We start from the raw sequence: 24,817 nt of genomic DNA on the forward strand, positions 1-24,817 counted from the left end.
GTCTGTAAGGCTTTTTTTCGTTTTACATGGTTGCTTATTGTCCACCTACTCTAAATCTCCAACGCTACCCAACTTTGGCGGGGGTTTGTTCCCCTTGCCATAGCAGCTGCATCTCTTCATTGGTGGCAAGCAATTCGGCCAAGCTCCCCTCGGCTTCAATGCGTCCATCTTTCATCACGATAATATGATCTGCTTTGGAAAGTGCAGCCCTGCGGTGAGAAACTGCGATGCAGGTTACATCGGGCTCTTGAAACAGACCTTCCCATACTTGTTGTTCAGTCTCCACATCCAGTGCGCTGGACAGATCATCAAAGATATACAGGTCCGCCTCCGTCATCAGCATGCGCCCTGTGGCCGCCCGTTGAATCTGCCCGCCTGACAGCATTACCCCTCTTGGACCAACCGGAGTCTCAAGCCCCTGATCCAGATGTTTGATATCCTTCTCCATCACAGCCAGACGAATGGCTTTTTCAAGCGCTTGCTCGATGTTGCCCCGCTTGCCCTGGACAATATTTTCTTTCAACGTATCACTGAACAATCTTGGCACTTGCGGGGTATACGCTGCTCTAGGCGGCATCAGGAACGTAGCTGGATCAACAGCTTCTCCATTCCAGCGAATGTCCCCTTCTTGCTTGGGTAATAGTCCAAGAAGTGTTCGTACGAGCGTTGATTTACCTGATCCAATCCGTCCCGTAATGACAAGAAATTGTCCGCGTTTCAGACGGAAACTGATCTCTTCTATGCCATTTGCAGAATTCGGGTATTGATACGTCAGTTTCTTAACCTCAAGCGATTGCAATTTCTCCTTGGGATCTCTCTGTTCACTTACAAGCTCTGGCGGATCTTCATAGAGATAGATTTCTCTCGAATCCATGATCTGGTCTTCTTCCCCTGGACGGAATAGCTTACGCATACGATCATAGGATACCTTAAGCCTTTTGTGCTGAAACACCATATAACCAAACAGTGAGATGCTAAATCCGATGTTGGCCAGATAGCTGGTGAATAAGGCAAAATCACCTACGGTAAAGTTCCCTGCTTTCATCTCAGCTGCACACATCAGTAGAATCAATCCGGTACAGATACTTAGAACATGTTGATTCATTGATCTCATCCACTGCTTGAACAGATTGTCTCGGAGTGCAGCCTGGCGGCGATCTTCATTCAACTGGTTAAAACGTGAAGAGACATGCTCTTCGGCCTGGCCCAGTTTCAGGGCTTGAACAGCCCCAAACGTTTCCGCAATAAAACTGGTGATTCGCCCAGTCGATTCCCGATTAACTTGAGCATACTTCCGAGCCCGATTCCCGGACAGGTTGTTGAGCAAGGTCACGACGACCAATGGCAGCACGGCAACCAACGTGATCTGCCAATTAATGTTCGCCATAATGACAATAGACACGATAGCAAACACAAGCCGCCCCCAGAAGTCCACCCATGATTCTACATACTCGACGACTTCATCCACATCATCCCGAAAGCGACTCATCGCTTCTCCTGGTGAAGCCGGAAGATTACGTCCCGGCCAGCGCATGATCGCTGCGAGCATGTTGGTTCGCAAAATCGCCTGCACATGATACAGATACGTAACCCATGCATAAAAGGCTACAAAAAATGTACCCACCCGTGCCATTCGGACCAATGCTATAAAGATCAGTGGCACAGCAAGCCACATGTAGTCATTGGACCCAGCTGTTGTACGATCAAAAAACCATTGCATCCCGATGCCAGTGGCTAACGGCAAGGAATGAAATATACACCATAACAATCCGTTGATTACAAACAAGAATGGCCTGAATCGAAATAATCGGCCTATAAATCCTGCTACAGTCATGCCAATTCCTCCTCTCGGCCTGTAATGAGCAGTCTGGCATAGTGTGATGCCGGGTTACTGGCAAGTTCTTCTCTCGCTCCAAATTCCAGAACCTTGCCATCCCCGAGCACCATAATCCGGTCTACTTTCTCCAGCGTAGCCAATCTGTGAGCAATAATGACCCCGGTAGATTGTCTCATTAACTGGTCAATCGCAGATTGCAACATGCCTTCTGTCGCCGCATCCAGGCGTGACGAAGGCTCATCCAGAATAACCAGACTCGGTTCGGTCAGGAATACGCGGGTTAAAGCGAATAACTGCGCTTCCCCTGCTGACAATGAAGCTCCACCTGCTGCCAGATACGTATCAAGACCTTCCGGTTGTGAATCGATCCATTGACTTAGTCCAAGCCGATCTGTCGTTTCCCTGATCATCTGATCCGATACACCCTCATTGAACAGGGTCAGATTGTCACGCAGTGAGCCATCAAACAGCTGTACATCCTGGGTTACCATGCCCACCCGGCGATAGAGCGCTTGTAAAGAAAGCTTCGTGATATCCGTTCCACCTATACGGATCGTACCCCGGTCCAAATTATACAGCCGGAGAAGAACACGACTAAGACTCGACTTTCCGCTACCGGTGCGACCGATGATTCCCAGACGTTCTCCAGGTTTAATAGCAAAATTAATATCCTGCAATACGGGTTTATCCTGGTTATAACTGAAGTGAACCTGGCTGAATTCCAGACCAAGCGGTCCTTCCGGCAAGTGCTCCTCTTTGCCATCTTCAATCACACTTTGCATGGACAACAGCTCTCTGGAACGGAGCATGCCGGATTTTGCCTTTTGAAACTCCTGTACCTGATCTCCAAGCATCTCAATGGGATCATTCAGCATCTGCGTATATTGGTAGATCAAAAATAATGTTCCGATACTAATTAGACCTTCCATATAGTAATGCACACCCAGCAAGAGCACTGCCGTGACTGCCAGAGCGAACAGGACTACAGTGGTATTCCACGGAATAACCCGAAGCAGCCAGGCTTTTCTCCCCTTAAGGAATACCGTGCGCATTGTGCGGTAAAAGCGGTTCATCACATAGGGCACGTGACCATTCGCTTGCACATCTTCAATCCCGGCAATACGCTCTTCAATTAATCCGAACAGAGAGGCACTTGCCGCCCGCTCATTTTTGGAAGAGTCTACGCCCAGATTTCGAATGAAGACCATGAACAGGATCGATAACAATGTGAATACGGTCATGACCAGAGCAATCGGCACATTCACACTGAACATGAACCCGAGAATTCCGGCCAGCAGAACAAAACTGCCAATTACTTGCACAATGAACATTGCAAAAAAATTGGAAATACTCGTTACATCACCATCCACGCGTTCAATCATCTCACCAGGTGTCTTCACATTATGAAAACGCATATCGAGACGCAGACAGTGCTTCAGCAGATCCCCGCGCAGTTGATTCGTGGCCCGCCAGGCTACATCATTCCCCAAATAACTGACCGCGACTGTGATGAGTTGATTACACACGGCGACTACCAGGAACAATCCTGCGAGCTGAACAAGATTGGTGAGGACTCCCCCACTCGCTGCCGTATCAATAAATCGTTTGATAATCTGTGGATTCAAAAGCTGAAGCCCCGTTGCTGTGAGCAACATGATCAATAATAAGGCCAGCCGTCCTTTGACTGGTTTTAGATAGCGCAGCAGCCATGACATGGAGCGTTTCTCTGTTTTGGGCATAACCCCTCACCCCTTCGCATAACAATTCTTTTCCGTTTTAGTGATTCAAATCAAATTAGTTCCTATGATGAATCATACATAATAACAATAAATGCAACATTTCCGAACCGTGGATTAATCTTTCCAAGTGTGTTTACCATCTTACATTCTCCCATTCTCTCTGGCATTCTTCCCGAAATCGTTGTACCCATTGTTCTGAGATCTCATCTGCAATCGGGTCAAAGGAAGGGGCTGATACCGTAACGCCGTCAGATTGAACTCCCAAAAATGCTAACACATCCATGACGGTTCCCTCGTAATCTTGTATGAAATCCTCATAAACAATTGTCAACGGTTCGATGCCTGATTCGGACAGGAAATCTTCGATTGCAGCTTCGCACATGTTACTCTCGACAAGCAGATGTTTAATCGCATCAAAGTTATATTGATCTGCAATATCTTGTAAGTGAGGGCGATCTCCATGCTTGCGATGCCACTCCCCCGAAACAATGGCTCTCCACCACGACACCGCCAATCTGACTTTGTTGCGACGTGTCATGTATATATGCTTGTTACAATTCGGAAAACCCGTATTCCATACCTCTGCTCGCGATAACTCTGTCGGCAGATGATAGAGACTACGGAACGCATCAATCCATCGTTGTTCAAAATTAATCTTTATGCCAAACACACCGTTCGGCGTTGTCCCGTCGCCCCAAATCTGCTCCAGATCTTCAATCTTCAGATTATCTGGACTTCTAAACTGATAATGCAACCATTCTCTCGGATAACCAGCTACACCTGTAGAACTTAAAGCTTCACCCAAAAGCGTACTTCCCGTGCGTTGGGAGAACCATATGGTATAACTTTGCGCAGGTTGTTTCATAGGGTAACCTCTCTTTCTCATTCTTGACTTAAGGATATTTTCATTGCAAAAAGTAAAACAAATACTCCTTTCCATGCGAACGAATCGGTGGAATGCATGCAAAAAAGCCATAGATGAACTAAAGTTCATCTACAGCTTGTAACCAAAAGAGACCGGATGAAATGCAAAGCATTTCCCGCATCTCCTCTGCATCGCAATAATGATGAGCGTCCACGACAGGGGTGCACAAACATGACTGTCCCAACGCGATCATTGCAAAAAAATCGGATTAATGTCACTATGCTTATGCGTATTCAGTTATTGATTCAAAATCTGGTTCGGCATAAACATATTCATCATCCCACCCGTTTCACATATTTGTTGTTTATTGTATTCGCTGGATCAACATCCGTCAAGATAATTTTAACTGAATTGTTATTTAATTCATGTCATTAATCTTTTCCATACCCTGCTACATACTCAATGATGTGGACTCCTGTTGCTTCTCTCTAGCTACAAGACGTCTATGTGCGATCAAAAGAAAAGGCACTCCGAGTGCTGTTGTCAGTGCAATCGGTACAAAGACAGCAAGCCCATTCTCCGCTCCAAATTGACTTAACAGCACCCCTCCCATTACAGGAGCGATGACACTGCCAATATTATTGAAGCCGATGGTACCGAAATACGTCCCCTTCCATTCCGGCTTTGCAATCCGGTCAATGAGCATATCCATCATCGTGAACAACAATACTTCCCCAATGGTAAATAGTATGACACTTATCATCATCATGAGTACTCCTTCAGCGATTCCGACCATCATCAGACTGGTTGCGACCAGCAGATTACCCACAATCAGAGGAACAAGCGGTGGAAAGTTTCGGAATGTTCGCACAAGCGGATACTGAATAATTAGTACCGTCACAGCATTCAGGGAAAGCATGTACGAGAACATCTGGCTTCCATTTTCAAAGATCGGGCTCCTCGCCAAGTACTGTGCCAACGTAGAACTAAAGTGTCCGTAACCCAAAACACAAAATGTAGTACCGATTAATACTGGCAAAAACACCCGGTCCCGACCGGTGGTCATGAGTGCTTCACGCAATCGTGGTGCTGTTGCCTGATGGCGCTCTGGCAGATTAGCATGCTGTAACTTGAATTGCAGCAATAATACCAATCCATAGGCTATGTATACCATACCGGAAATCACAAACGGAAATGTTGATTCAGATGAACCCAGCTGAAAGCCGATAATTGGCCCAAATACTACGCCAAGATTAATCGCAGCATATCTGAGGTTGAACACCAGCAATTTGTTTTGCGGAGACGTAATATCCGATAACAGAGCTCTGGAGGTAGGTTCAAATACCGCGCGGCATAATCCGTTTAACGTATTGGCTACAAAAAACACCCATAGATGCTCTGCTGCTGAAAAGATGAAAAACACACCTGCCCAGCTAAATACCGAAATTAACATCACGATTTTGCGACCGATCCTGTCCGAAATGTAACCTCCATAAAAGCTGACCATGACACCTGCCAGCGAGCTAACGGCCACAGTAATACCGGTCTGGGTCGGTGTAGCCTCTAGTACACGGGTCAGATAAATAGATAAAAACGGGATACTCATTGACGTGACAAGACGTCCAAACATGGTTCCAATAATGATGGTCCATGCCAAAGGGTGAATTTGCCTTAAATATTGCTTCATGTAAACTTCTCCTATTCATCCTAATGCTTCAAAGCGGGACTTTTTGAACAACCTCTACTAATGTATAATTGTAAGGATAAAAGGGGGAAGTAAAAGTGTAAACATATGAGCACACTTTTCACCTTTAATAGAGGAGTCACGAACATGGATACCCTACATACACACTTTATAAGGCTCGCCGGGGCCGAAGAACTCGCTTTCAAGCTTCATGAACCTGTAGCAGTAACGATCGATAGCCTGTCCGCTGCTTTGTGCTGTACCCCTCGCAATGTGAAATTCATTCTTAGAAAATTGGAGGAGCAAGGCTTTATCCATTGGCGACCGGGACGGGGTCGTGGACATCATTCGGAGCTAACAATGCTGCGCAGCATGAATGAAGCGCTGGAAGCAAGTTTTACGGAACTACTGAGCAAAGATAGAATGAAAGACGCGATTGAACTCATCGGAAACGCACATATGGATGATATACTGCGAGAACAACTCATGGTCTCCCTTCATCAACAGATGGGGTTTCACGGTCATAATGAAACTGCCTCAGGTCAGGATATCTTGCGCATTATGAGGTCTCGGCAATTGGGTGATTTGGACCCTGCCTTTGTCTACACTGCATTTGAAACCTATCTGCTGAGTCAGGTCTGTAATACGTTGATTATTTATGATGCAAAGACGGAGTCATTCCTGCCCGCATTGGCTCACATGTGGGAGTGTAGTGAGGACCATCGCTTATGGACCTTCTATCTTCGGAAAGGTGTACGTTTCCACAACGGCCGTGTCATGACGTCCCGGGATGTGCAAGCAACGTTGCAACGGTTAATGGATGTGCATAGTCCGTCCATCTGGTTATATCGGGATATTGAACGTGCGGAAGTAGCTGGTGATTACTGCATCAAGTTTGTTCTATACCGTCCTAATCGCTTTTTCTTGCATCTGTTCAGCTGTATTCGGATGACGATCCTGCCCCACGATTACAATGTAGCGACTACCTTAATAGGTACGGGTCCTTTTCAGATCATGGAGCAAAATCAAGATGTGCTGGAGCTTGCCGCTTTTGATGGATACTACGGCATCCGGCCCCATCTGGATCAAGTCCATTTCTGGTTTGTACCAGACCAGGGTCCAAATGATCACTATTATGAGCTACCGGGTACAGATCGATTAGGTCTTGCAACAGGCTGTGATCAGACCAACAGCATCAATTATCCGGCATTGGGCTGCCAATATATGTTGTTCAATTTCCACAAGGAAGGCATTCATCATCACCCCCTATTTCGACAAGCCCTCCGTATCGTCTATGATTCGGTTGCGCTTGTCCAAGACCTCGGCGGGAATCGGACTACACCAGCCAGCAGCTTCCTGCCTTGGAGAAGTGCAGCCCAAGACTGGACAGTTGCCACTCTTGAACAAGCTCGTGAACTACTCTATCGCTGTGGATACCAGGGTGAGACGATAACTTTATCGTATAAGCAAAATAAGGATGCAGATGTTGCGGAGTGGTTCCAATGTCGTGCGCAGTCCATCGGAATAAACATCAGCATGCAGCCCGTTGTGGATTATTTCAACTCAGAGGAAACCACGAACGCCCAATTGATCCTGGCTGAAGAGATTCTGGAGGAAGACTGGCAGTACGGCATGATTCATTTTTTCAAAAACCTGTCCAATCATTTTCATATGTGCATGTCTCCTGCTTTTCAGTCCCAGTTGGATGACAAACTCGATCACTTTGCAAAGCTTCATCGAGCAGACCGTACAGCGCTTCTGGATGAAGCCGAAGCCTTGCTACGTGATCACTACTGGATCTTGCATGGTTGTCACATGAACAAACAAGCTGAACTGGATCAGAGCATCTTCGGCATGCAGACAGTGGAATTCGGATATATGGACATCTCCAAACTTTGGATCAAAAATCCGTAGGTACCCTTTTTAAGGATCAAACCAAACACAATAAGCCGCTAACTTATCAACGATAAGCTAGCGGCTCTCTTGGCGAACACGTATTAATCCATTCAGAGATTACACTTCGTGTAATAGGTCTCGAATACTTGCATAATGGAATCAATTTTAATTGGTTTGCTCACGTAAGCGTCCATGCCTGCCTTCAAGCATCTATCCATGTCCCCTCTTAAGGCATTGGCTGTCACCGCAACAATGTATGGACAATCGTCAGAGGGCAATGATTCTTTAATCAATTTTGTTGCTTCGAACCCATCGAGCCTTGGCATGTGTACATCCATAAAGACAATATCGTATGAGTTGTTTTTGACTGCCTCGACCGCTTCAACACCGTCCATTACATAATCCAATATATGTCCTTTTTTCTCAATGATCCTGCTCAGGACGAGTTGGTTCACTTCATTGTCTTCTGCAACTAGAATCCGTAATGCTGATGTTCTATTCTTTTTCTGTTGTACATCTAACCTGTTGTTCTCTTCACCGTTGTTCAATTTAAAGCGAGCAGTAAATATAAATATCGTACCCGGTTCATCCGATTCCTCGATCCAGATATCTCCCTGCATGAGCTCCACCAGTTTCTTGCTGATGGCCAGACCTAGACCCGTACCTTGAGGTTTGCGAGTCATAAAATTCTCCAGTTGATAGAATGGTTCAAATAATTGTTGTTTCTTCTCAACCGGAATCCCAATTCCCGAATCCTTCACCTTAAAATAGAACTGTACGGTATTGCCGCACTGCTCCTTAATCCCAACGTCAATTTCAACGCCGCCCTCGGGAGTGAATTTAACCGCATTGCCAATGATATTGGTAAGAACCTGTTTCAGACGGTATGCATCACCATACACTGGACTCGGAATGGCATCATTTAAGCACATACGAACATCCAGCTTCTTTTCGCGAGCCAGTGGTTTTACCATTTGTACGGTCTCTGTCACAATTTCTCCAACATCAAAAGGATCGTCTACCAGATCCGTTTTACCTGACTCAATTTTGGAGAAGTCAAGAATATCATTAATAATGGCAAGTAGGGAGTCTCCGCTCTTCTGAATAATCTCGATATATTCCTTCTGTTCCCCGCTTAATCCAGGGGTATCCAGAAGCAGATCCGTCATCCCAATTACACCGTTCATCGGTGTACGAATTTCATGGCTCATCATCGCCAAAAATTCACTTTTGGCCTTATTCATTCTCTCGGCTGTCTCTTTGGCCACAAGCAGTTTTTTCTGCTCCGTAATATCCTTTGCAATCAAATAGAATCCCACATTGGAATTATTGATAATGATCGGAGCAAGCGTAGCCAGGACTTCAGTCTCAGATCCATCCGTGTGACGAACAGCGTTGATTTCCTTTTCAGCCATCTCATAACTACTGCGCAGGATCAGACCCAACTTACTGGCTCCGATGAATCGGCTAATGCTTGTACCCATCATTTCGACCACGGGACAGCCCGTCATTTTCACCGCTACTGGATTGGCATTCATAATATTACCATCCATGTTAAACGAGATAATGGCGTCATGATTATATTTCTTCAGGGAGGTGTATCGCTCCACAGATTCCTGCAATTTGAATTCAATTCGTTTACGTTCAGTAATATCCTGTAGTGTTCCATTCAGCTGAACTGGCTGGTGATATTCATCGAGTGTGATTATCCCACGTAAGTGAAGGTACTTCTCACTTCCATCAGAGCTACTGTGCTTGAATTCATAATCAAGCGGTTTCCCTTGTTTAACCCCTTCCATTTGTTCTTGTAAAGAGGCTATGTCCGCCGGATCCATAACTTTAAACACATCACTTGCAGAATATGATTTTCGGGTGCGTTCAAGTTCAAAAATCTCAAAAACCTGATCTGAAAGTACAATCTGGTCTTTGACCATATCCCACTCCCAACTGCCAATCATGGCAATGCGTTCAGCCTCTGCACTGATGTCCTTATGTTTTTTTCGCTCGGATACATCTCGTCCAATGGAGAGAATCTGCTTTCCATGCTCCCCATCACCAAAGACCTTATATGTGGTTTCAAACCACAGATAATGCCCATTTTTATGGAGTACCCTAATATTCATCAGGTCGCCTTTAGTCAAGTCCATCTGTGAGATCCGTTCCAGATCTTCTGGGTGAAAATAGGCATCATTATTTTGTCCAATCACTTTCTCTGGTGAATAACCCAGTAAACGTTGAACTGAGGGTGAGCAGAATCGACACACCCCCTGCGAATCGGCTATATAGATAATCTCCTGAGCATGATCCGTAATAAGTTTAAACATCTCTTCACTATGCAGGAGCTTTTGTTCGGACAGTTTACGATCAGTAATATCAACAATATGGCAAATGAAGTAAAGCGGATCATCCGTAATTTCGCTTCGAACCAAGGAAATATGCAATGAAATCCACAAGATGTCGCCATTTTTATTAATGTAGCGCTTTTCATATTTATACTCTTTTGATTTACCTTCGAATAGCTCGCAACTATAAATCACGTCTTGTAGTGAATCATCTGGATGCGTAATATCCTGGTAGGTGAGCTCCATTAATTCCTCACTGGTATAACCCAGCATAGAGCTAAAAGCAGGGTTTACTTTCATCCACCGTCCTGTCGGAGCAACGAGTGCAATCCCAATAGGCGCTTGGTTATAGATCTGCTCGAACAATTCATGATGATCAACCTTTTGAACCTGCATTGTAAGCTCTCCTTTTGGTGTGTAAACTGAGAAAAAAATTGTCGGAATCAAAATTTTTCTTCGTTTAATTATTTCATAAGAATTAGTCCGTTTAAAACAACAGTACCTGCTTAATACCCAAAATTTTATCTATTGAAACATATATTTTCAAGAGATTTGTGTCTATAACATCAAATAAGGTCGGGAATCCACTACTATGGATTCCCGACCTTTGTCGTTATCTATCATTATAAGTCATACGCAGTGAGGAATCGCGAGAAGATGGTTTAGCGATCACGACCAACAAGATAATCCAATAGATGTCTCAAGAATGGAATAGATTTCGTCATATCGTTCAGTGCATCTGTAGCAAGACAATAATGCTCCCACATCTCTTTCTTCGCGCCTTCATCCCCAAGAATGGACACAAAGGTTGAATTGTTGTTACGCTCATCCTGACCAGCAGGTTTCCCTAAAATGAGGTGATTTCCCTCGAAATCGAGCAAGTCGTCCTTGATCTGGAAGGCGATTCCTGCATGATAAGCGAATTTTTTGAGCTTAGCTATCTCTGGCTCCTTCACTTGGGCAAGTAGGGCTGGCATGACCAGGGCAGCTTCGAAGGCAATGCCTGTTTTGTAAAAACAGATCATGTTCAACTGCTCAAGCGTTAAAACCTTGCCTTTGGAGTTCAGATCCATCGCCTGCCCCATACACATATCCTCTGCTTTTTCAGCCGAATATTGAATAAGCGTGAGTACGGTTGCCGCATCAAAGCGATTCAATGAGGATTGCTCTCCAATCGCCTTCTGAATGAGAAACAGACCGGTAAGCTCTGCTGTGGCGCTATTGTGTACCTGGTGCAACGTGGAACGTCCACGTCTTGTGGAAGCATTATCCTGCGTAGGCAGATCATCGAAGATCAGGGAAGCAGTATGCATGTACTCCAGCGATCTTAGCAGCGGAACGATAGAGGATTCAGGTAGACCATACTCGCGCACGCCCATCACCCAAGTCAATATCGGGCGTAGCCTTTTTCCGTCTCCCTGCAAGCTGTAATTGGCTGCATCGATCAGCGTTTCTTTCATCTCATGAAGTCCACTTGGTTTCGCAATCTGCAATTCCACATTAATCTGTTCACGAATCGTACGAATGGTTTGCTTGAACTCCTCCTTCTCCTGTTTGTCATTTTTCAATTGAAGCACGACCTGGTCACGTAACAATTTATCGAGGAAATCAACGTCATCTGCTTTTCGCACCATCTGTTGCACCAGTTGATTGAATTCAGGCTGCCCCGAGGCAAAGATCGCCATCACTTCATCATATTTCTGCTGCCCCAACCGTTCTTTGCAACGCTTCAGACCGTTGATGGCACGATCCAATATGACTTCACGGGTCTTGGCGTCCGAGTTATATACATCATGGATTAGGTGAGAGATTACTGTCCAATACAACTCATATGGGTTAATCAGATCAGGGCGCAAGTCTCGATACTTCAAATAGTACGTATATGGAGTTACTGCCCCTTCTTCCATATCGTCAAACATATCGGCAAAGTCATCTGCCAACTGATTATATATCCCGTAATAGAACGTCCGCAGATCGAACCCTTCATCCACTGGCGCACTGAGAACAGATCGAACGATTAATCGGGAGGAGGAAGATTTAATAATAATGGGAATGTACAGTTCTTCATTGGTATAATTCGCATTCGCTAATTTCTTGCTGCGATCCATCTCCTGCGACTGAAAGAACACATACGATTGCTCTAGGAAGGTGCGCTGTTTTTCTGGATGCTGATAGTTCTTGATGTACTCAAATGCTTCCCGAAGCTCGGAATGTACATATTCAATCACTTCGAGATTGCTGCCTTTCCACTCCCCCAGATCAGGAACAACCCCGGTAAGAAGTGCATCGCGTATCATTAGGGAATATTGTTCCTTTTCCTGAGCAGTCAAGGCTTGAGAATCCAGCAGGTCATCCACAAATGGATACGTCAACCCGTACGAATAGCCGAGTCGGATTGCCGCATCAAATCTCCGGGCCCGCTCTTCAGGCGGTGTCTGCTCGTTCATCTCATCGTCCACATGAAGGACCACGCCGAGAATAATTTTGATGAGCTTGCGCTGAGCCTGCTCTGCATCCAGCTCCTTCGGAATGTTGGATGCTACGTTCTTTAATTTGTTCATCACCCAGATGACAGCCGTTTCAATGTGCTCCTTCTGTCCCCACCGGTACAACGCAGCCAAACTGATATAATCGGGCTGTCCTTTGCGCCCAGTAGCAGAGCCCATAAAGTACTTCTTGGTATTCTGGACAACGTGCTGAATTCGGGATTGCGTATCTGGAGAATCAAGAGCTTGCCCCAGATCTCGCATATAAATATATGAGATACTCCGATCCAGATAATCATCCAGCTTACCAGTAGCATTCAGCCAATGGATATATCTATGAACATCCCTAGGGTCGGGCTTGCGTTTGCTTGGTGACAAAAGTGAAAGCCAGGCAAAACGATGAATATGTTTCTTTTGCCACACATGAATATCTTGGGTAAGTGCTGTTGTATACGTATTATCCATAAGTTGCTGCCGAAGAGAAGTAAAATACTGAGATGCTTTATGCTCAGCTAGCCGATATCCTGCATCAGCCTGTTCTGTAATTACGTTATTCATAGGGTGGATACCTCAACTTCTAGTAATGTTAAACATGTATCCATGAAAGGAGATGAGGTGCTCCATGGACGAAAACTGGACTCATTTGATGGTGTATCCAACGCGTCAGCTCATGTTCATAACCTTAATACGGTGATCCCACCGTTTGGTTACGAAATCGTCACTGTTCATTCCTACGTATGTGATTTTACGGAATGGAAGACCAGACTTTAACTGCTGTGATGGCGATAAGTACAATTAATGCATACCGAAGTATCCTCACATTAATCATCGAACTAACCTTTGAACCAAGGGATGCCCCCAGCAGACTGCCGATGACCGTATAGATGATGGGTTCGATCGGAATGTCTCCACCGGTAATTTTCCCTATAACGCCGCCAATGGCAGAGATAAACACAATCGCCAGTGAAGAAGCAATCGTCGTTCGCACCGGGATGTTGAGAATCGTCAGCATGATGGGAATAAGGATAAAGGCACCACCCGCACCAACAATTCCCGATACAATACCTACGGCAAAAGCAGTGCCTGCTGCAATCCATCGATTAAACACCAGAGGAGCTGAGGTATCAAGTTTCCCCTTTCCCGGAATCAGCATGAGCACAATCGCCAGAATGGCCAAGATACCATAGATCAGATTAATAACCTTTCCATCCAAATGACCGGAGATGAACCCGCCAATCAGACTGCCAGCAAGAATGCTGGAGCCCATGTACAGCACTAATCCGCGGTGAACAATCGCCCCACCACTTCTACCCATTTTTACTTTTCTCCGGAATGCAATCACACCGGCAAATGAAGCGAAAAATACTTGAAACATGCTAATTGACGATACCTCATGTGCTGAGAATGGCTCCAGTTCCATCCAGGATGGAACATATAACAGTAGCGGATAATTGATAATGGCCCCACCAATACCCAACAAACCGGAGAAAAATGAACCGACCAGACCCAGTATAAACATGATGAAAAAAAGCAGAAGATCCATCGGTTATACGCTTCCTTTCGTACAATATACATCTCATTTCAATGTCAATCAAAAGTGCTATACAAGGCGAATATAATCCGTTATAATAAAAACCAAGTAAATTAATCCGAAATGAGTGATTAAGCATGTTTAACGTGTTGAAGACTCTTTTTGAAAATAAATGTCCACAGTGCAACGAAAAATTACAAGTTCATAACGATGCGTTATGCTCGACCAAATCCTGTTCACAATGTCATTACAAAGAAGAGAGCTATGGCTCTCTCGGAGTCCGAATTGTGTATGACACCACAAAATGATAAAAAGCTATAGCCTTGTTAATTGTATCACGATCTTTGAATTTTCGGGATAATTCGACAAACTTCTTCCCATTTCCTATGTCTCAATTACTGTATGTATGAAAATAAAAAAACGGTGCCAAACGAATAAATCGTTCAGCACCGTTTTTTCTGTTTTTTTGAGGATGAGTTCCTTCATTTGAGAAGGATTACTTATTTGGTTTTGAAGCTGAGGAAGCCATCATCTACCGCTACGGTTGTCCCATTCACTGCACTGGCTGCATCACTGAACAGGAAAGTAACCACACTGGCTACTTTTTCTGGTTGTATAAGCTTTCCACGCATATGCTGAGTAGCAAGCGTATCTTTCATGGCTTGGTCATCCCCCAGAATCGGTGTTTCGATAAAACCAGGTGCTACACCAACGACACGAATTCCATGCTCAGCAAGTTCAAGTGCACCGGATTTGGACATCATAACAACAGCAGCCTTGGCTGCATTGTAGTTGAAGCTACCTACTGCAGCAACACTTCCATAGATCGAAGCCGTATTCACAATGGTACCTTGTACATTTAATTCAACCATTTTTTTCGCGCCATAATACATGCCGTAGTACACACTGTGCTGGTCTACATCAATGACTCTGTGATAGGATTCCGGGTCCATCTCCAGAAATGGCTTCACAAGTCCAATGCCCGCGTTATTGAAAATACCGCTTAATGTACCATATTGCTCAACTGTCCAGTCGATGAGGGCTTTGATCTCGTCCCCTTTGGATACATCCACTTTGTACGCGCCCGCTGTTCCGCCTGCTTCTTCAATCTCTGCCGCAAGCTTTTTCGCTCCGTCTTCATTATAGTCAGCGACCACAATAGTCGCACCTTGATCCGAAAGTTGTAATGCTGTTTCTTTGCCAATACCACTGGCTCCACCTGTAATAATGATTACTTTTCCATTGTGCTCAGTCATGGTTCTCCTTTGGCAAAATATATTTAAGTGCAGTTCAAAACTTATAGTAAGTAACTATATTTTATTAACTTATATACTTATCATACGCCTCTGTCCCAACCTTGTCAAACCATAGATCATCTTCACATAAATATGAGATAAATGTCATATAGATCTCCTATTTACACGATATAGTCTAGCTCCTGGGATATTAAATATGCATGAATTTTCGGAAAATAAAAAAGCGAGCATAACGGTAATTCAATCATTCCGATATCTCGCCCTTATAAAATATGAGAATTTCAAACTGTGTTGTCTTCCATATTGAAATTAATTCAACTTATTCACCCTGAAGTCCGCTAAGCGGATCTTTCAGATTATTAATGTTGGTGATCAACTCAGGAATGCCTGTCTTCTCCCAATTTTCTGCTGTAAAACCTTGCTCCGCAATCGTATTCTCGAAATGGTCCACAACTTCCGTTAATTGCGTATTGTAGCTGACCAGATTTTCATGAATGCTCTCTCCTATTGCAGGAGCAGCCAGTTGAGAAAATTCGCTTGCTTCTGCTTGGATCAGATCGATTTTCTCCTGAATCTGAGTGGTTATCTCCGGATTATTCACCGCACCCGATGCCAGCTCTTGCAGATCAGCCCCGGCGTTCGATACCTGTTCTATATAATCAGTAGCCCCACTTACATAATTTAAACTTTGGTTGGCTTGTTCTACAACAGAACAGGCCGAGATCAAAAGAATACTTGATGCAATAAGGCCTGTCATCATTAATGTGTGCTTACTTTTTCCTATGAACATGATCATCTCCCCTTCTCCTATTCGGAAATCCTTGTTCCAAGTCCATGATACCTGTTCAGACTGCTTCATTGCAAATGGGTCTGCAGCCAGCGTGATTAACATGTATAATAGTAAAATCACACGGTAAAGGGATGTCATGATTATGCTTCAAGCCTTAAACCAACGCTTGAACCGCATCATGCCACTGATTACCCCAATCAGCATTATTATTGGCGTGTTATGCGGAAGTTTTCTTTCTTCTTATACTTTTTTATCTCCCTGGCTCTTTGCGTTCATGACGTTCGCTGGAAGCATCAGTCTGGGGATAAGGGATTTTGTAAACGTGCTGAAGAAGCCGTTCCCCTTGTTTGTATGTTTGTTTATTTTGCATTTGGCGATGCCTCTAATTGCTCTCGGTATGGGTCATCTGGTGTTCCCTACAGATGCGTATACCATAACGGGCCTGGTTCTGGCAGCCGTGATTCCAACAGGAATCAGCAGCTTCATCTGGGTTAGCATCTATCGGGGTAATATTGCACTTACGCTTTCCATCATCCTGATTGATACGATGCTTGCTCCTTTCGTAGTGCCCGGAGTGTTATCCCTGTTAATCGGCACCAGTGTTACACTGGATACGGCAGCCATGATGAGCAGTCTGTTCTGGATGATTGTTGTGCCATCCCTGCTAGGTATGCTTTTGAATGAGTGGACCAAAGGCGGCATTGTCCCGGTCTGGGGACCGAGATTGAATCCATTATCCAAATTGTTTATGGCATCTGTGGTCGCAATTAACGGATCTGTCGTTGCACCCTACTTGGCCGATTTCAACTGGAAATTGGCTGGTCTTGCGGTCATCATTATTTTTCTGGCATCCTTCGGTTATGCGCTAAGTTACTTCATTGCTCGATTGTTGGGCTGGAATGAGGCCGATCAGGTAGCTCTCGTGTTCAACGGAGGCATGCGTAATATCAGCGCTGGCGCAGTACTCGCTGTATCGTATTTTCCGCCACCTGTTGCCGTCCCTGTCGTGCTTGGCATGGTATTCCAACAGATGCTTGCTTCCCTGACAGGTTACCTGCTCGGTCGTCGCTCGCAGCTTCTGCAAAAGTCGGATAAGACATCTGCAGCTTAACAACATACTGGAATGTAAAAAACGCCGACATAATTGTCGGCGTTTTGTATTGGATTGCTTTTATTACTATAAGTGCTACGTTTCGTAAACCTAATAATCCGTTCCTGAAAGTACTGCTGTTAAACCTAAAGCTACGATAAGAATGTAGATTACAATTCCGATGGCGATCCACAACAATGATGCTTTTGCGTAATTAGCTTTGGATGGGTTGGAATTACCGAACGCCCACACAAACAACATGATAATGTTAACGAGGGGAATAGCCAAAAGCAATAACGTGAGCATCCAACTACCAAAACTAACTGGCTGTGATCCTGGTTTATGTACGGCTTGATTAGGAGCTGCTTGCATAATAATAAAGTCCTCCTTTCGTCATCTATATAATAGCTACTTGCTAAGACAATCTCCTTCTAAATTAGAGAAGAAACGTTTGCCGTTAATAAAAATAACTGAAATCTCATGAATTTACAATGTAATTTTTACCATATTAAATTAATAAAAAAACTCTTGAATCACCGCATGGCGATATATTCAAGAGTATTTTTACAATATAGCCTACAAATCCACTTTCATATTGCCCAGCATCTTGGCAACTTCAGGGTCGTCAATCTTCATGAATAGACTTTCCTTCGTATCCAGTGTGGAGATGGATGCCATCTCTTCTGGGCTCAGCATAAAATTGAAAATGTCGAAGTTCTCGATGAGTCGCTCTTTGCGTACCGATTTGGGAATAACAACGACGTCCCGCTGCACAAGCCAGCGCAGTACAACCTGAGCGACGGATTTGTTATGTTTACCCCCAATGGAGGACAGCACTTCGTTGCTGAACAGATTATTGCGACCTTCCGCAAAAGGTGACCATGACTGGTGTTGTACGCCCTGTTCTTTCATAAAAGCAGCACTGTCGATCTGCTGTTGAAACGGATGTGTTTCGATCTGATTGATGGCAGGCACAATTTCGTTATGAACGATAAGGTCCATCAGACGGTCTGGCAGGAAGTTGCTGACGCCGATTGCCTTGATCTTGCCCTCGTGGTACAGTTCTTCCATCGCACGCCACGCGCCGTAGTAATCACCAAAGGGCATGTGAATGAGGTACATATCCAGATAATCGAGCTGCAGCTTACTTATCGATTTGGCAAACGCCTGCTTGGTGCTTTCATATCCGGCATCCTGTATCCATAGCTTGGTCGTGATAAACAGTTCTTCCCGCGGAATACCACTGCGCTTGATCGCGCGTCCAACTGCTTCTTCGTTCAGATATCCGGCGGCGGTATCAATTAGGCGGTAACCGGCCTTCAGTGCCTCATATACCGTGTTTTCGCATTCATCAGCATCGGGAACCTGGTAAACACCAAAGCCGATGATCGGCATTTTCACTCCATTATTTAAAGTTACCGTTTGCATATTTACGCCTCCTAAGGTTCTATTGTGAATCGCAGGTCTTCACGAATTGCTGAAATCCAGCAAAAAAGCAGTTATTCCGCTTCCGTCCGACTTGCGTTACAATAACCCTATCTCCTTCGTGTTACACGAAGTCAAGCGGTCTCTAATTTTTTTTTTACAAGGAGGATTACATATGTATACAGTTCAGGATGCTGCCCAGCTTACGGGACTCACAGAGCACGCGGTACGTTTTTACACGGATAAAGGATTGGTTCCAAGCATTCAACGCAATAAAAATAACATTCGGGTGTTTGATGAGGAATCCATCAACTGGCTGCATGGTGTCAAATGCCTCAAACAGACTGGCTTACCGATTGAGAACATTAAAACATACGTCGATCTATGCCTCGAAGGGGATTCAACCGTTGCACAACGATTCGCACTTATGATGGAGTACAAGGAAGCAGCGCTGATTCAGCTTGAAGAAGCCAAGAACCGGGTTGCTCATTTGGAAGAGAAAGCACGTCAATATCAGGCCATTTTGGAGCAACGCATCCCAGATATGACCAATCCTATTAATTGGGAAACCAAACGCGACGAAGAAGGCAGCTGTCCGGCTTCTCGGCTAAAGAGTCGTATTCTTCCAGAAACCGCAGCTTCGAGTCAGTGCCCGGCAGCTGCGCAGTAAATAACGCTGACAATCCTGTCGGCGTTTTTCACTTTCCGTTTTCCGATATAGCCCACAAAAAAAAACCATCAACAAGTGATGGTTTTCATCTAATCATTCTTTGCAGAAATCTGTTGCTGTTCATTATTCATTGATGCTTACTTCGGTTGAATGTATCCTTCGGCTTTAAGCAATTCAGCGATCAGAACCGCACCACCTGCCGCTCCGCGGAGCGTGTTGTGGGACAATCCAACGAATTTGTAATCATAGAGTGAATCTTCGCGCAGTCGGCCTGTGGAGACACCCATTCCGCGTTCGATGTCACGATCCAATTTCGTCTGTGGTCTGTTCTCTTCTTCAAAATACGTAATAAATTGTTTCGGTGCACTTGGCAGAGCCAGTTCCTGCGGACGACCTTTGAACTGCAACCAACGCTCCAGAATTTCGTCTTTGCTTGGTTTTTTCTCGAAGTTTACAAACACGGTAGCCAGATGACCATCCGTTACCGGCACACGAATACATTGAGTCGTAATTAATGGAGCAGAAGCTTTGACGATCTGATTGTTCTCGATGCTACCCCAGATCCGGAGTGGTTCCTGCTCACTCTTCTCTTCCTCGCCACCGATGTATGGAATGACATTATCGAGCATATCCGGCCAGTCCGTAAAGTTCTTACCTGCTCCCGAGATGGCTTGATACGTGGAAGCAACGACCTGAGTCGGGTTGAACTCACGCAAAGCGTGCAGTGCTGGCACATAGCTCTGAATGGAGCAGTTTGGTTTTACGGCAATGAATCCGGTTTTGGTACCCAGACGTTTGCGTTGAGCTTCGATCACGTCCAGATGTCCCGGGTTAATCTCAGGGATTACCATAGGTACATCTGCTGTCCAGCGATGAGCCGAGTTGTTGGACACGACAGGTGTTCCTGTTTTGGCATAAGCCTCTTCGAGCGCTTGAATCTCATTCTTTTTCATATCAACCGCACAGAAAATAAAATCAACCTGACTGGCAAAAGCTTCGACCTGCGAAGCATCTTGAACCACGATTTTCTTCACCGCTTCCGGAATAGGAACTGCGAGTTTCCATCGGCCTTGTACGGATTCTTCATATGTTTTACCTGCCGAATTGGCGCTTGCAGAAATAGCTGTTACTTCAAACCATGGATGTTGATCGAGCAGGTCTACAAAACGCTGACCTACCATTCCCGTTCCACCGACGATACCAACTTTCAATTTTGCTGACATTCAATCATCATTTCCTTTCGGTGTGAGTTTCCTCTTATTAAACACTATTCAGGCAATTCCAAAGCGTGTAGTCACAGCCCCGAAAAAACCAAAAAATCCCATCCCCAAGACAATAGTCTCAGGGACGAGATTGAACTCTCGTGGTACCACCCAGATTCGCCGATATGTCACCACATCAGCCTCTTCAAGTAAAGGTTACACAACCATGTTGCTGGCTGTAGACCGTTCATACTCTAGCTCTATAACAGGAGCTCCTGTCACACCATCCCTTAATGCTAAGTTCCGATGTGCTGCTCTGAGTCTTTATTCAATAAAAAGTTCTTTACTCCTTTTCAGCTGCCGGAGCTCTCTTTGAAAGAATGATTTTTATCTACTCGTCTCTTCATCGCATTTGATATTGCGATTATAATATCAAAATTACCGTGATGAAGTAAACACATTTTTTTGGATATTGAAATTTACACGTTATTTTCTTACTGTTTGTTGGCAACAATTGCATACGTCCCTAGTGGACTTCCAGGGCCCGAGGCATGATGTGTTCTGAGTAATTTCAGTTCGGAAAGAAGAAGTGTTTTTACTTTGTCCGGGATCGGAAGCAGTTTCAGTTCCACAGGTGCTTCTGCCAGTGTCATTTCCGTTTCCCAGCGACCGTCCTGCAGCTCAGGTGAATGGATTGAAGCCTCTTCCTGGATCCCCCAACCTGACGCAGAGACAAGTTCTTGTATATCCTCTGGTGTAAAAAGCGTACGCACATTGGAGAAGCTGTTCTCCTTGTAACATTCAACCTGGGACTGAATGAGAACGGATAACCAGTGCGAGAGCTGGCTCACATCTGTAACTCGTGCATCCCATTCGGCAAAACATAACTGATGTCCCCATGTCCTAACCTTGCTAAGAATCCGGGCGAGTTCGTCAAACGATTTCAAGTACCAGGAACAATGGGATAGTACAATCACATCAAACTCATTCTCGGAAAATTGGGCTTGATCACTTAAAATATCAAAATCATAATCCATTCGAATACGATCACCCAGCGGAGATCTCCGCAACTTGGCTGCCGCTTCACCTACGGTCAGCGGTGAACCATAATTCTCTGGTGCAATATCTACACCATGAACGTACCCCTGTTCACCCACCAGATGTGCAAGCACGGCCGTTGTATCTCCCTGGCCACACCCAATTTCCAGAACACGGCTTCCTTCCTTGATTCCCCAAAAGAGTCCCAGTTTCATCCGATGCTCGGTCTGAATGTACTGAATGGCGGCGTTGTCCTCCACGTCCATATACTTAATAAGGTCCCTGATGATAGATTTATTCATGATTCCTCACCCCTCAAAGAGCAACTTGAACTTCTTACTCATTGTAGCGTTACTGGAAACATTGTACAATGCTGGATTCGATGAAAGAACCATGTACGAAGAAGAGCCTATCTTGCAGCAGCAGATGTGGACCTCTGCTACAGTATCAACGCCTATGCCCACTGGGTTGCAAGCTTCTGAAGATAGGGTGTCAGCATGGGCTCTAATTCCTTGCGCATAAGTCCGATCTCCAAGATCGCCTGAATATATCCGAATTGATCACCGATATCGTAGCGACGCCCTTCCAGTTCGAGCGCCAACAATTCTTCCGTATGACTCACTACTTTCAAGGCATCCGTTAACTGATATTCCCCTCCAGCCCCTCTCTCAATCTGATCCAGGATTGGAAAAATGGAAGGTTTCAGAATGTATCTTCCCATTACAGCTGTTCGGGATGGTGCTTCTGCAAGGGAAGGTTTTTCGACCAGATTGGTGACTCGGTGAACCCTGTCCTCTGCACCGCTGGAATCAATGATGCCATATTTGCTCACATTTGCCGCGTCTACTTGACGGACACCGATGATCTGATTGCCTGTCTTTTCATAGAGATGAACCATCTGGGCAAGAGCAGGCGGATCAGATACCATAATGTCATCGCCGAGCAGTACAGCGAAGGCATCATCGCCTACAAACTGCCGTGCACACCCAATAGCATGCCCCAGACCCAGCGGTTCTTTTTGACGAATAAAATGAATATTGGCCATCTCGCTGATCGCCTGCACCTCTTCCAACAAAGACTGTTTGCCCTTGGCGTATAACGAATGTTCAAGTTCAACTGATTTATCAAAATGATCCTCTATGGATTTTTTGTTGCGTCCGGTCACAATGAGGATATTCTCAATGCCTGACTGCACTGCTTCTTCAACAATATATTGGATAGCCGGTTTATCCACGATGGGTAACATCTCTTTCGGTTGCGCTTTGGTTGCTGGCAGGAAACGGGTTCCGAGACCCGCTGCCGGAATAACTGCTTTTTTAATTTGCATTTCATCATACAATCCTTTCCTTCGCTTCATATAACCCATATTGCACGCTGCGGGCAGCTAAGTTGCTATACGAAACACCCAATATCTGCTGGCCATATAGTTCAGAACCATCCCCATCAAGGTCGCCAGGATCTTACTCATCACGAGACTCCAACGCAGCATATCGTGCAAAGTCATCAGAATTAGTGCGGATAACCCGAGAACGACGAGATTGGTGATGAGAAAACGAATAAGTTTGGCTCTATCACCGCTCCCTCGCGCCGTATCTTGAAAAGTCCACCTGCCGTTCATCCAATAACTGTTCGCAACTCCGCAGCTGTACGAGATTACTTGAGCTATCAGAACCGGCACACCGACCACAGCGAGTATAGCAAATACCACAGCATCCACTGCCGTATTCGCGACACCCACAATTCCAAACTTGAAGAGTGTTACCAGACGATTAGTCATGGTGAGCAACTCGGGCTGTCAATCGGGATTGTGCTTGCTGGGCATCAGCCTGAACCACGTCTCTCACAATGTATAGCGGACGCGCTTTGGTCTCATCATAGATTCGGCCAACGTACTCGCCCAGAATGCCCAGCATAATCAGGATGAATCCGTTAAACATCAGCATGATACTCACAATGGATGGCCACCCTTTAATCGTCGAATCCGTAAAGATGGCTGAACCAATAACCGTTAACATGTAGATGAATCCGCCTACCGACAGGATCGCACCTACATAACCTGCAAGCTTGAGTGGTTTGTACGAAAATGAAGTAATGCCATCCAGGCTCAGCTTCAGCATGCGCTTCAGCGGATATTTTGTTTCACCTGCCAGACGTTCATCGCGTTCATATTCAATCGCAGTCTGACGAAATCCAACCCAACTGACCAATCCGCGCACGAAACGATTTTTCTCAGGAAGACGTTTCATCTCATCACATACTTTGCGGTCAATCAGGCGAAAATCTCCGGTGTCTACCGGGATATCCGTATCCGTTGAAGCACGAAGTACACGATAGAACAGACTTGCGGACCATTTCTTGAAGCGAGTTTCCCCACTTCGTCTGGTGCGACGGGCATATACGACTTCATACCCCTCTTTCCATTTGGCGATCATATCCAGTATCAGTTCGGGAGGGTCCTGCAGATCCGCATCAATAATAACCACCGCATCCCCCGCTGCATAATCCATACCCGCTGTTATCGCAATCTGATGTCCGAAGTTACGAGCAAAATCAATCAGCTTCACACTCTCGTCCCAACGGGCGTAATCACGGATCATCTGTGCGCTTCGATCCACGCTGCCATCATTGATAAACAACAGTTCATAGCTCTCCCCTGTGCTGCCCATGACCTTCTTCAGACGCCGATAAGTCTCCTCAATCACCGCTTCCTCGTTATACATGGGAATAATAATGCTGTATCGGTACGTATGAGCCATGTTCGTCCCCTCCCTTTTCCAATGGACTTGTTTGAGATCTTCACTCTATATAAATTGAACTAGAGAATATTGACACTGCACACTTCGATGACAGAACAACCTTCCAATCGCTGTTATCCCCAGATTTTTTTTGATTCCCTTTTCTTAAGGGAAAATCCGGGGATAGCGTATGCTTCCGATGTAGCTTTCTTGCAGAAAGCTTGTAGGCGA

At 45.2% G+C, this 24,817-nt stretch carries 19 protein-coding genes and 1 other annotated feature; of the genes, 3 read left to right on the top strand and 16 right to left on the bottom strand.

What is annotated here, in order from left to right; all coding sequences use genetic code 11:
• Nucleotides 1-64: 64 nt before the first annotated feature.
• The 4 genes from MHH93_RS04510 to MHH93_RS04525 form a co-directional block, all read right to left on the bottom strand.
• Nucleotides 65-1,834 (bottom strand): ABC transporter ATP-binding protein, encoded by a 1,770-nt coding sequence (locus tag MHH93_RS04510; RefSeq protein WP_500052985.1) that lies wholly within the window; start codon nucleotides 1,832-1,834, stop codon nucleotides 65-67.
• Nucleotides 1,831-3,576, bottom strand: coding sequence for an ABC transporter ATP-binding protein (locus MHH93_RS04515; protein ID WP_500052986.1), 1,746 nt, complete (start codon nucleotides 3,574-3,576; stop codon nucleotides 1,831-1,833). Before MHH93_RS04515 ends, MHH93_RS04510 begins: the two co-directional genes overlap by 4 nt.
• Before the next feature lie 133 nt (nucleotides 3,577-3,709).
• Entirely contained in the window at nucleotides 3,710-4,441 is a 732-nt protein-coding gene (locus MHH93_RS04520; RefSeq protein WP_500052987.1) for a Stf0 family sulfotransferase, read from the bottom strand.
• Between the two features lie 451 nt (nucleotides 4,442-4,892).
• On the bottom strand, nucleotides 4,893-6,128 hold the full coding sequence (locus MHH93_RS04525) for an MDR family MFS transporter (protein ID WP_500052988.1): 1,236 nt from the start codon (nucleotides 6,126-6,128) through the stop codon (nucleotides 4,893-4,895).
• Nucleotides 6,129-6,272: 144 nt separating this feature from the next.
• Between MHH93_RS04525 and MHH93_RS04530 the strand changes: the two genes are divergently transcribed.
• A complete protein-coding gene (locus MHH93_RS04530) occupies nucleotides 6,273-8,039 on the top strand; it encodes an ABC transporter substrate-binding protein (protein ID WP_500052989.1) in 1,767 nt (588 codons plus the stop codon).
• A 92-nt stretch (nucleotides 8,040-8,131) separates the two neighbouring features.
• Here MHH93_RS04530 and MHH93_RS04535 read toward each other — a convergent pair whose 3' ends face one another.
• From MHH93_RS04535 to MHH93_RS04555, 5 genes are all read right to left on the bottom strand, one after another.
• Nucleotides 8,132-10,759 (bottom strand): PAS domain S-box protein, encoded by a 2,628-nt coding sequence (locus tag MHH93_RS04535; protein WP_500052990.1) that lies wholly within the window; start codon nucleotides 10,757-10,759, stop codon nucleotides 8,132-8,134.
• A gap of 266 nt (nucleotides 10,760-11,025) precedes the next feature.
• Entirely contained in the window at nucleotides 11,026-13,407 is a 2,382-nt protein-coding gene (locus tag MHH93_RS04540) for a polyprenyl synthetase family protein (protein ID WP_500052991.1), read from the bottom strand.
• A gap of 187 nt (nucleotides 13,408-13,594) precedes the next feature.
• Entirely contained in the window at nucleotides 13,595-14,392 is a 798-nt protein-coding gene (locus MHH93_RS04545; RefSeq protein WP_500052992.1) for a sulfite exporter TauE/SafE family protein, read from the bottom strand.
• 488 nt (nucleotides 14,393-14,880) lie between these two features.
• On the bottom strand, nucleotides 14,881-15,636 hold the full coding sequence (locus MHH93_RS04550) for an SDR family NAD(P)-dependent oxidoreductase (protein WP_500052993.1): 756 nt from the start codon (nucleotides 15,634-15,636) through the stop codon (nucleotides 14,881-14,883).
• Between the two features lie 319 nt (nucleotides 15,637-15,955).
• Nucleotides 15,956-16,426, bottom strand: a complete 471-nt coding sequence (locus tag MHH93_RS04555; RefSeq protein ID WP_500052994.1) for a DUF6376 family protein — start codon at nucleotides 16,424-16,426, stop codon at nucleotides 15,956-15,958.
• Between the two features lie 142 nt (nucleotides 16,427-16,568).
• Here MHH93_RS04555 and MHH93_RS04560 point away from each other — a divergent pair, with 142 nt between their 5' ends.
• The gene (locus MHH93_RS04560) at nucleotides 16,569-17,537 is read left to right on the top strand and encodes a bile acid:sodium symporter family protein (protein ID WP_036670738.1); all 969 of its coding nucleotides are present in this window, start codon (nucleotides 16,569-16,571) and stop codon (nucleotides 17,535-17,537) included.
• 90 nt (nucleotides 17,538-17,627) lie between these two features.
• On the opposite strand, the gene MHH93_RS04565 is transcribed toward MHH93_RS04560, so the two are convergent.
• A complete protein-coding gene (locus tag MHH93_RS04565; RefSeq protein WP_500052995.1) occupies nucleotides 17,628-17,888 on the bottom strand; it encodes a hypothetical protein in 261 nt (86 codons plus the stop codon).
• A gap of 204 nt (nucleotides 17,889-18,092) precedes the next feature.
• Complete coding sequence (locus tag MHH93_RS04570) at nucleotides 18,093-18,944, bottom strand: aldo/keto reductase (protein ID WP_500052996.1); 852 nt, start codon at nucleotides 18,942-18,944, stop codon at nucleotides 18,093-18,095.
• 172 nt (nucleotides 18,945-19,116) lie between these two features.
• Between MHH93_RS04570 and MHH93_RS04575 the strand changes: the two genes are divergently transcribed.
• Nucleotides 19,117-19,611 (top strand): MerR family transcriptional regulator, encoded by a 495-nt coding sequence (locus MHH93_RS04575; RefSeq protein WP_500052997.1) that lies wholly within the window; start codon nucleotides 19,117-19,119, stop codon nucleotides 19,609-19,611.
• 137 nt (nucleotides 19,612-19,748) lie between these two features.
• Here the strand turns inward: MHH93_RS04575 and asd are convergent, their stop codons facing one another.
• From asd to MHH93_RS04600, 5 genes are all read right to left on the bottom strand, one after another.
• Nucleotides 19,749-20,834, bottom strand: coding sequence for an aspartate-semialdehyde dehydrogenase (gene asd, locus MHH93_RS04580; RefSeq protein WP_074094892.1), 1,086 nt, complete (start codon nucleotides 20,832-20,834; stop codon nucleotides 19,749-19,751).
• 117 nt (nucleotides 20,835-20,951) lie between these two features.
• Nucleotides 20,952-21,229, bottom strand: a binding site (T-box leader).
• Between the two features lie 78 nt (nucleotides 21,230-21,307).
• On the bottom strand, nucleotides 21,308-22,153 hold the full coding sequence (locus MHH93_RS04585; protein ID WP_500052998.1) for a class I SAM-dependent methyltransferase: 846 nt from the start codon (nucleotides 22,151-22,153) through the stop codon (nucleotides 21,308-21,310).
• 152 nt (nucleotides 22,154-22,305) lie between these two features.
• The gene (galU, locus tag MHH93_RS04590; protein ID WP_500052999.1) at nucleotides 22,306-23,178 is read right to left on the bottom strand and encodes a UTP--glucose-1-phosphate uridylyltransferase GalU; all 873 of its coding nucleotides are present in this window, start codon (nucleotides 23,176-23,178) and stop codon (nucleotides 22,306-22,308) included.
• A 57-nt stretch (nucleotides 23,179-23,235) separates the two neighbouring features.
• The gene (locus MHH93_RS04595; RefSeq protein WP_500053000.1) at nucleotides 23,236-23,628 is read right to left on the bottom strand and encodes a GtrA family protein; all 393 of its coding nucleotides are present in this window, start codon (nucleotides 23,626-23,628) and stop codon (nucleotides 23,236-23,238) included.
• Entirely contained in the window at nucleotides 23,621-24,607 is a 987-nt protein-coding gene (locus tag MHH93_RS04600; protein WP_500053001.1) for a glycosyltransferase family 2 protein, read from the bottom strand. The genes MHH93_RS04595 and MHH93_RS04600 overlap by 8 nt, the downstream gene beginning before the upstream one ends.
• Nucleotides 24,608-24,817: the final 210 nt, after the last annotated feature.

The organism is Priestia sp. FSL H7-0729, assembly GCF_038005685.1.
GTDB lineage: Bacteria > Bacillota > Bacilli > Paenibacillales > Paenibacillaceae > Paenibacillus.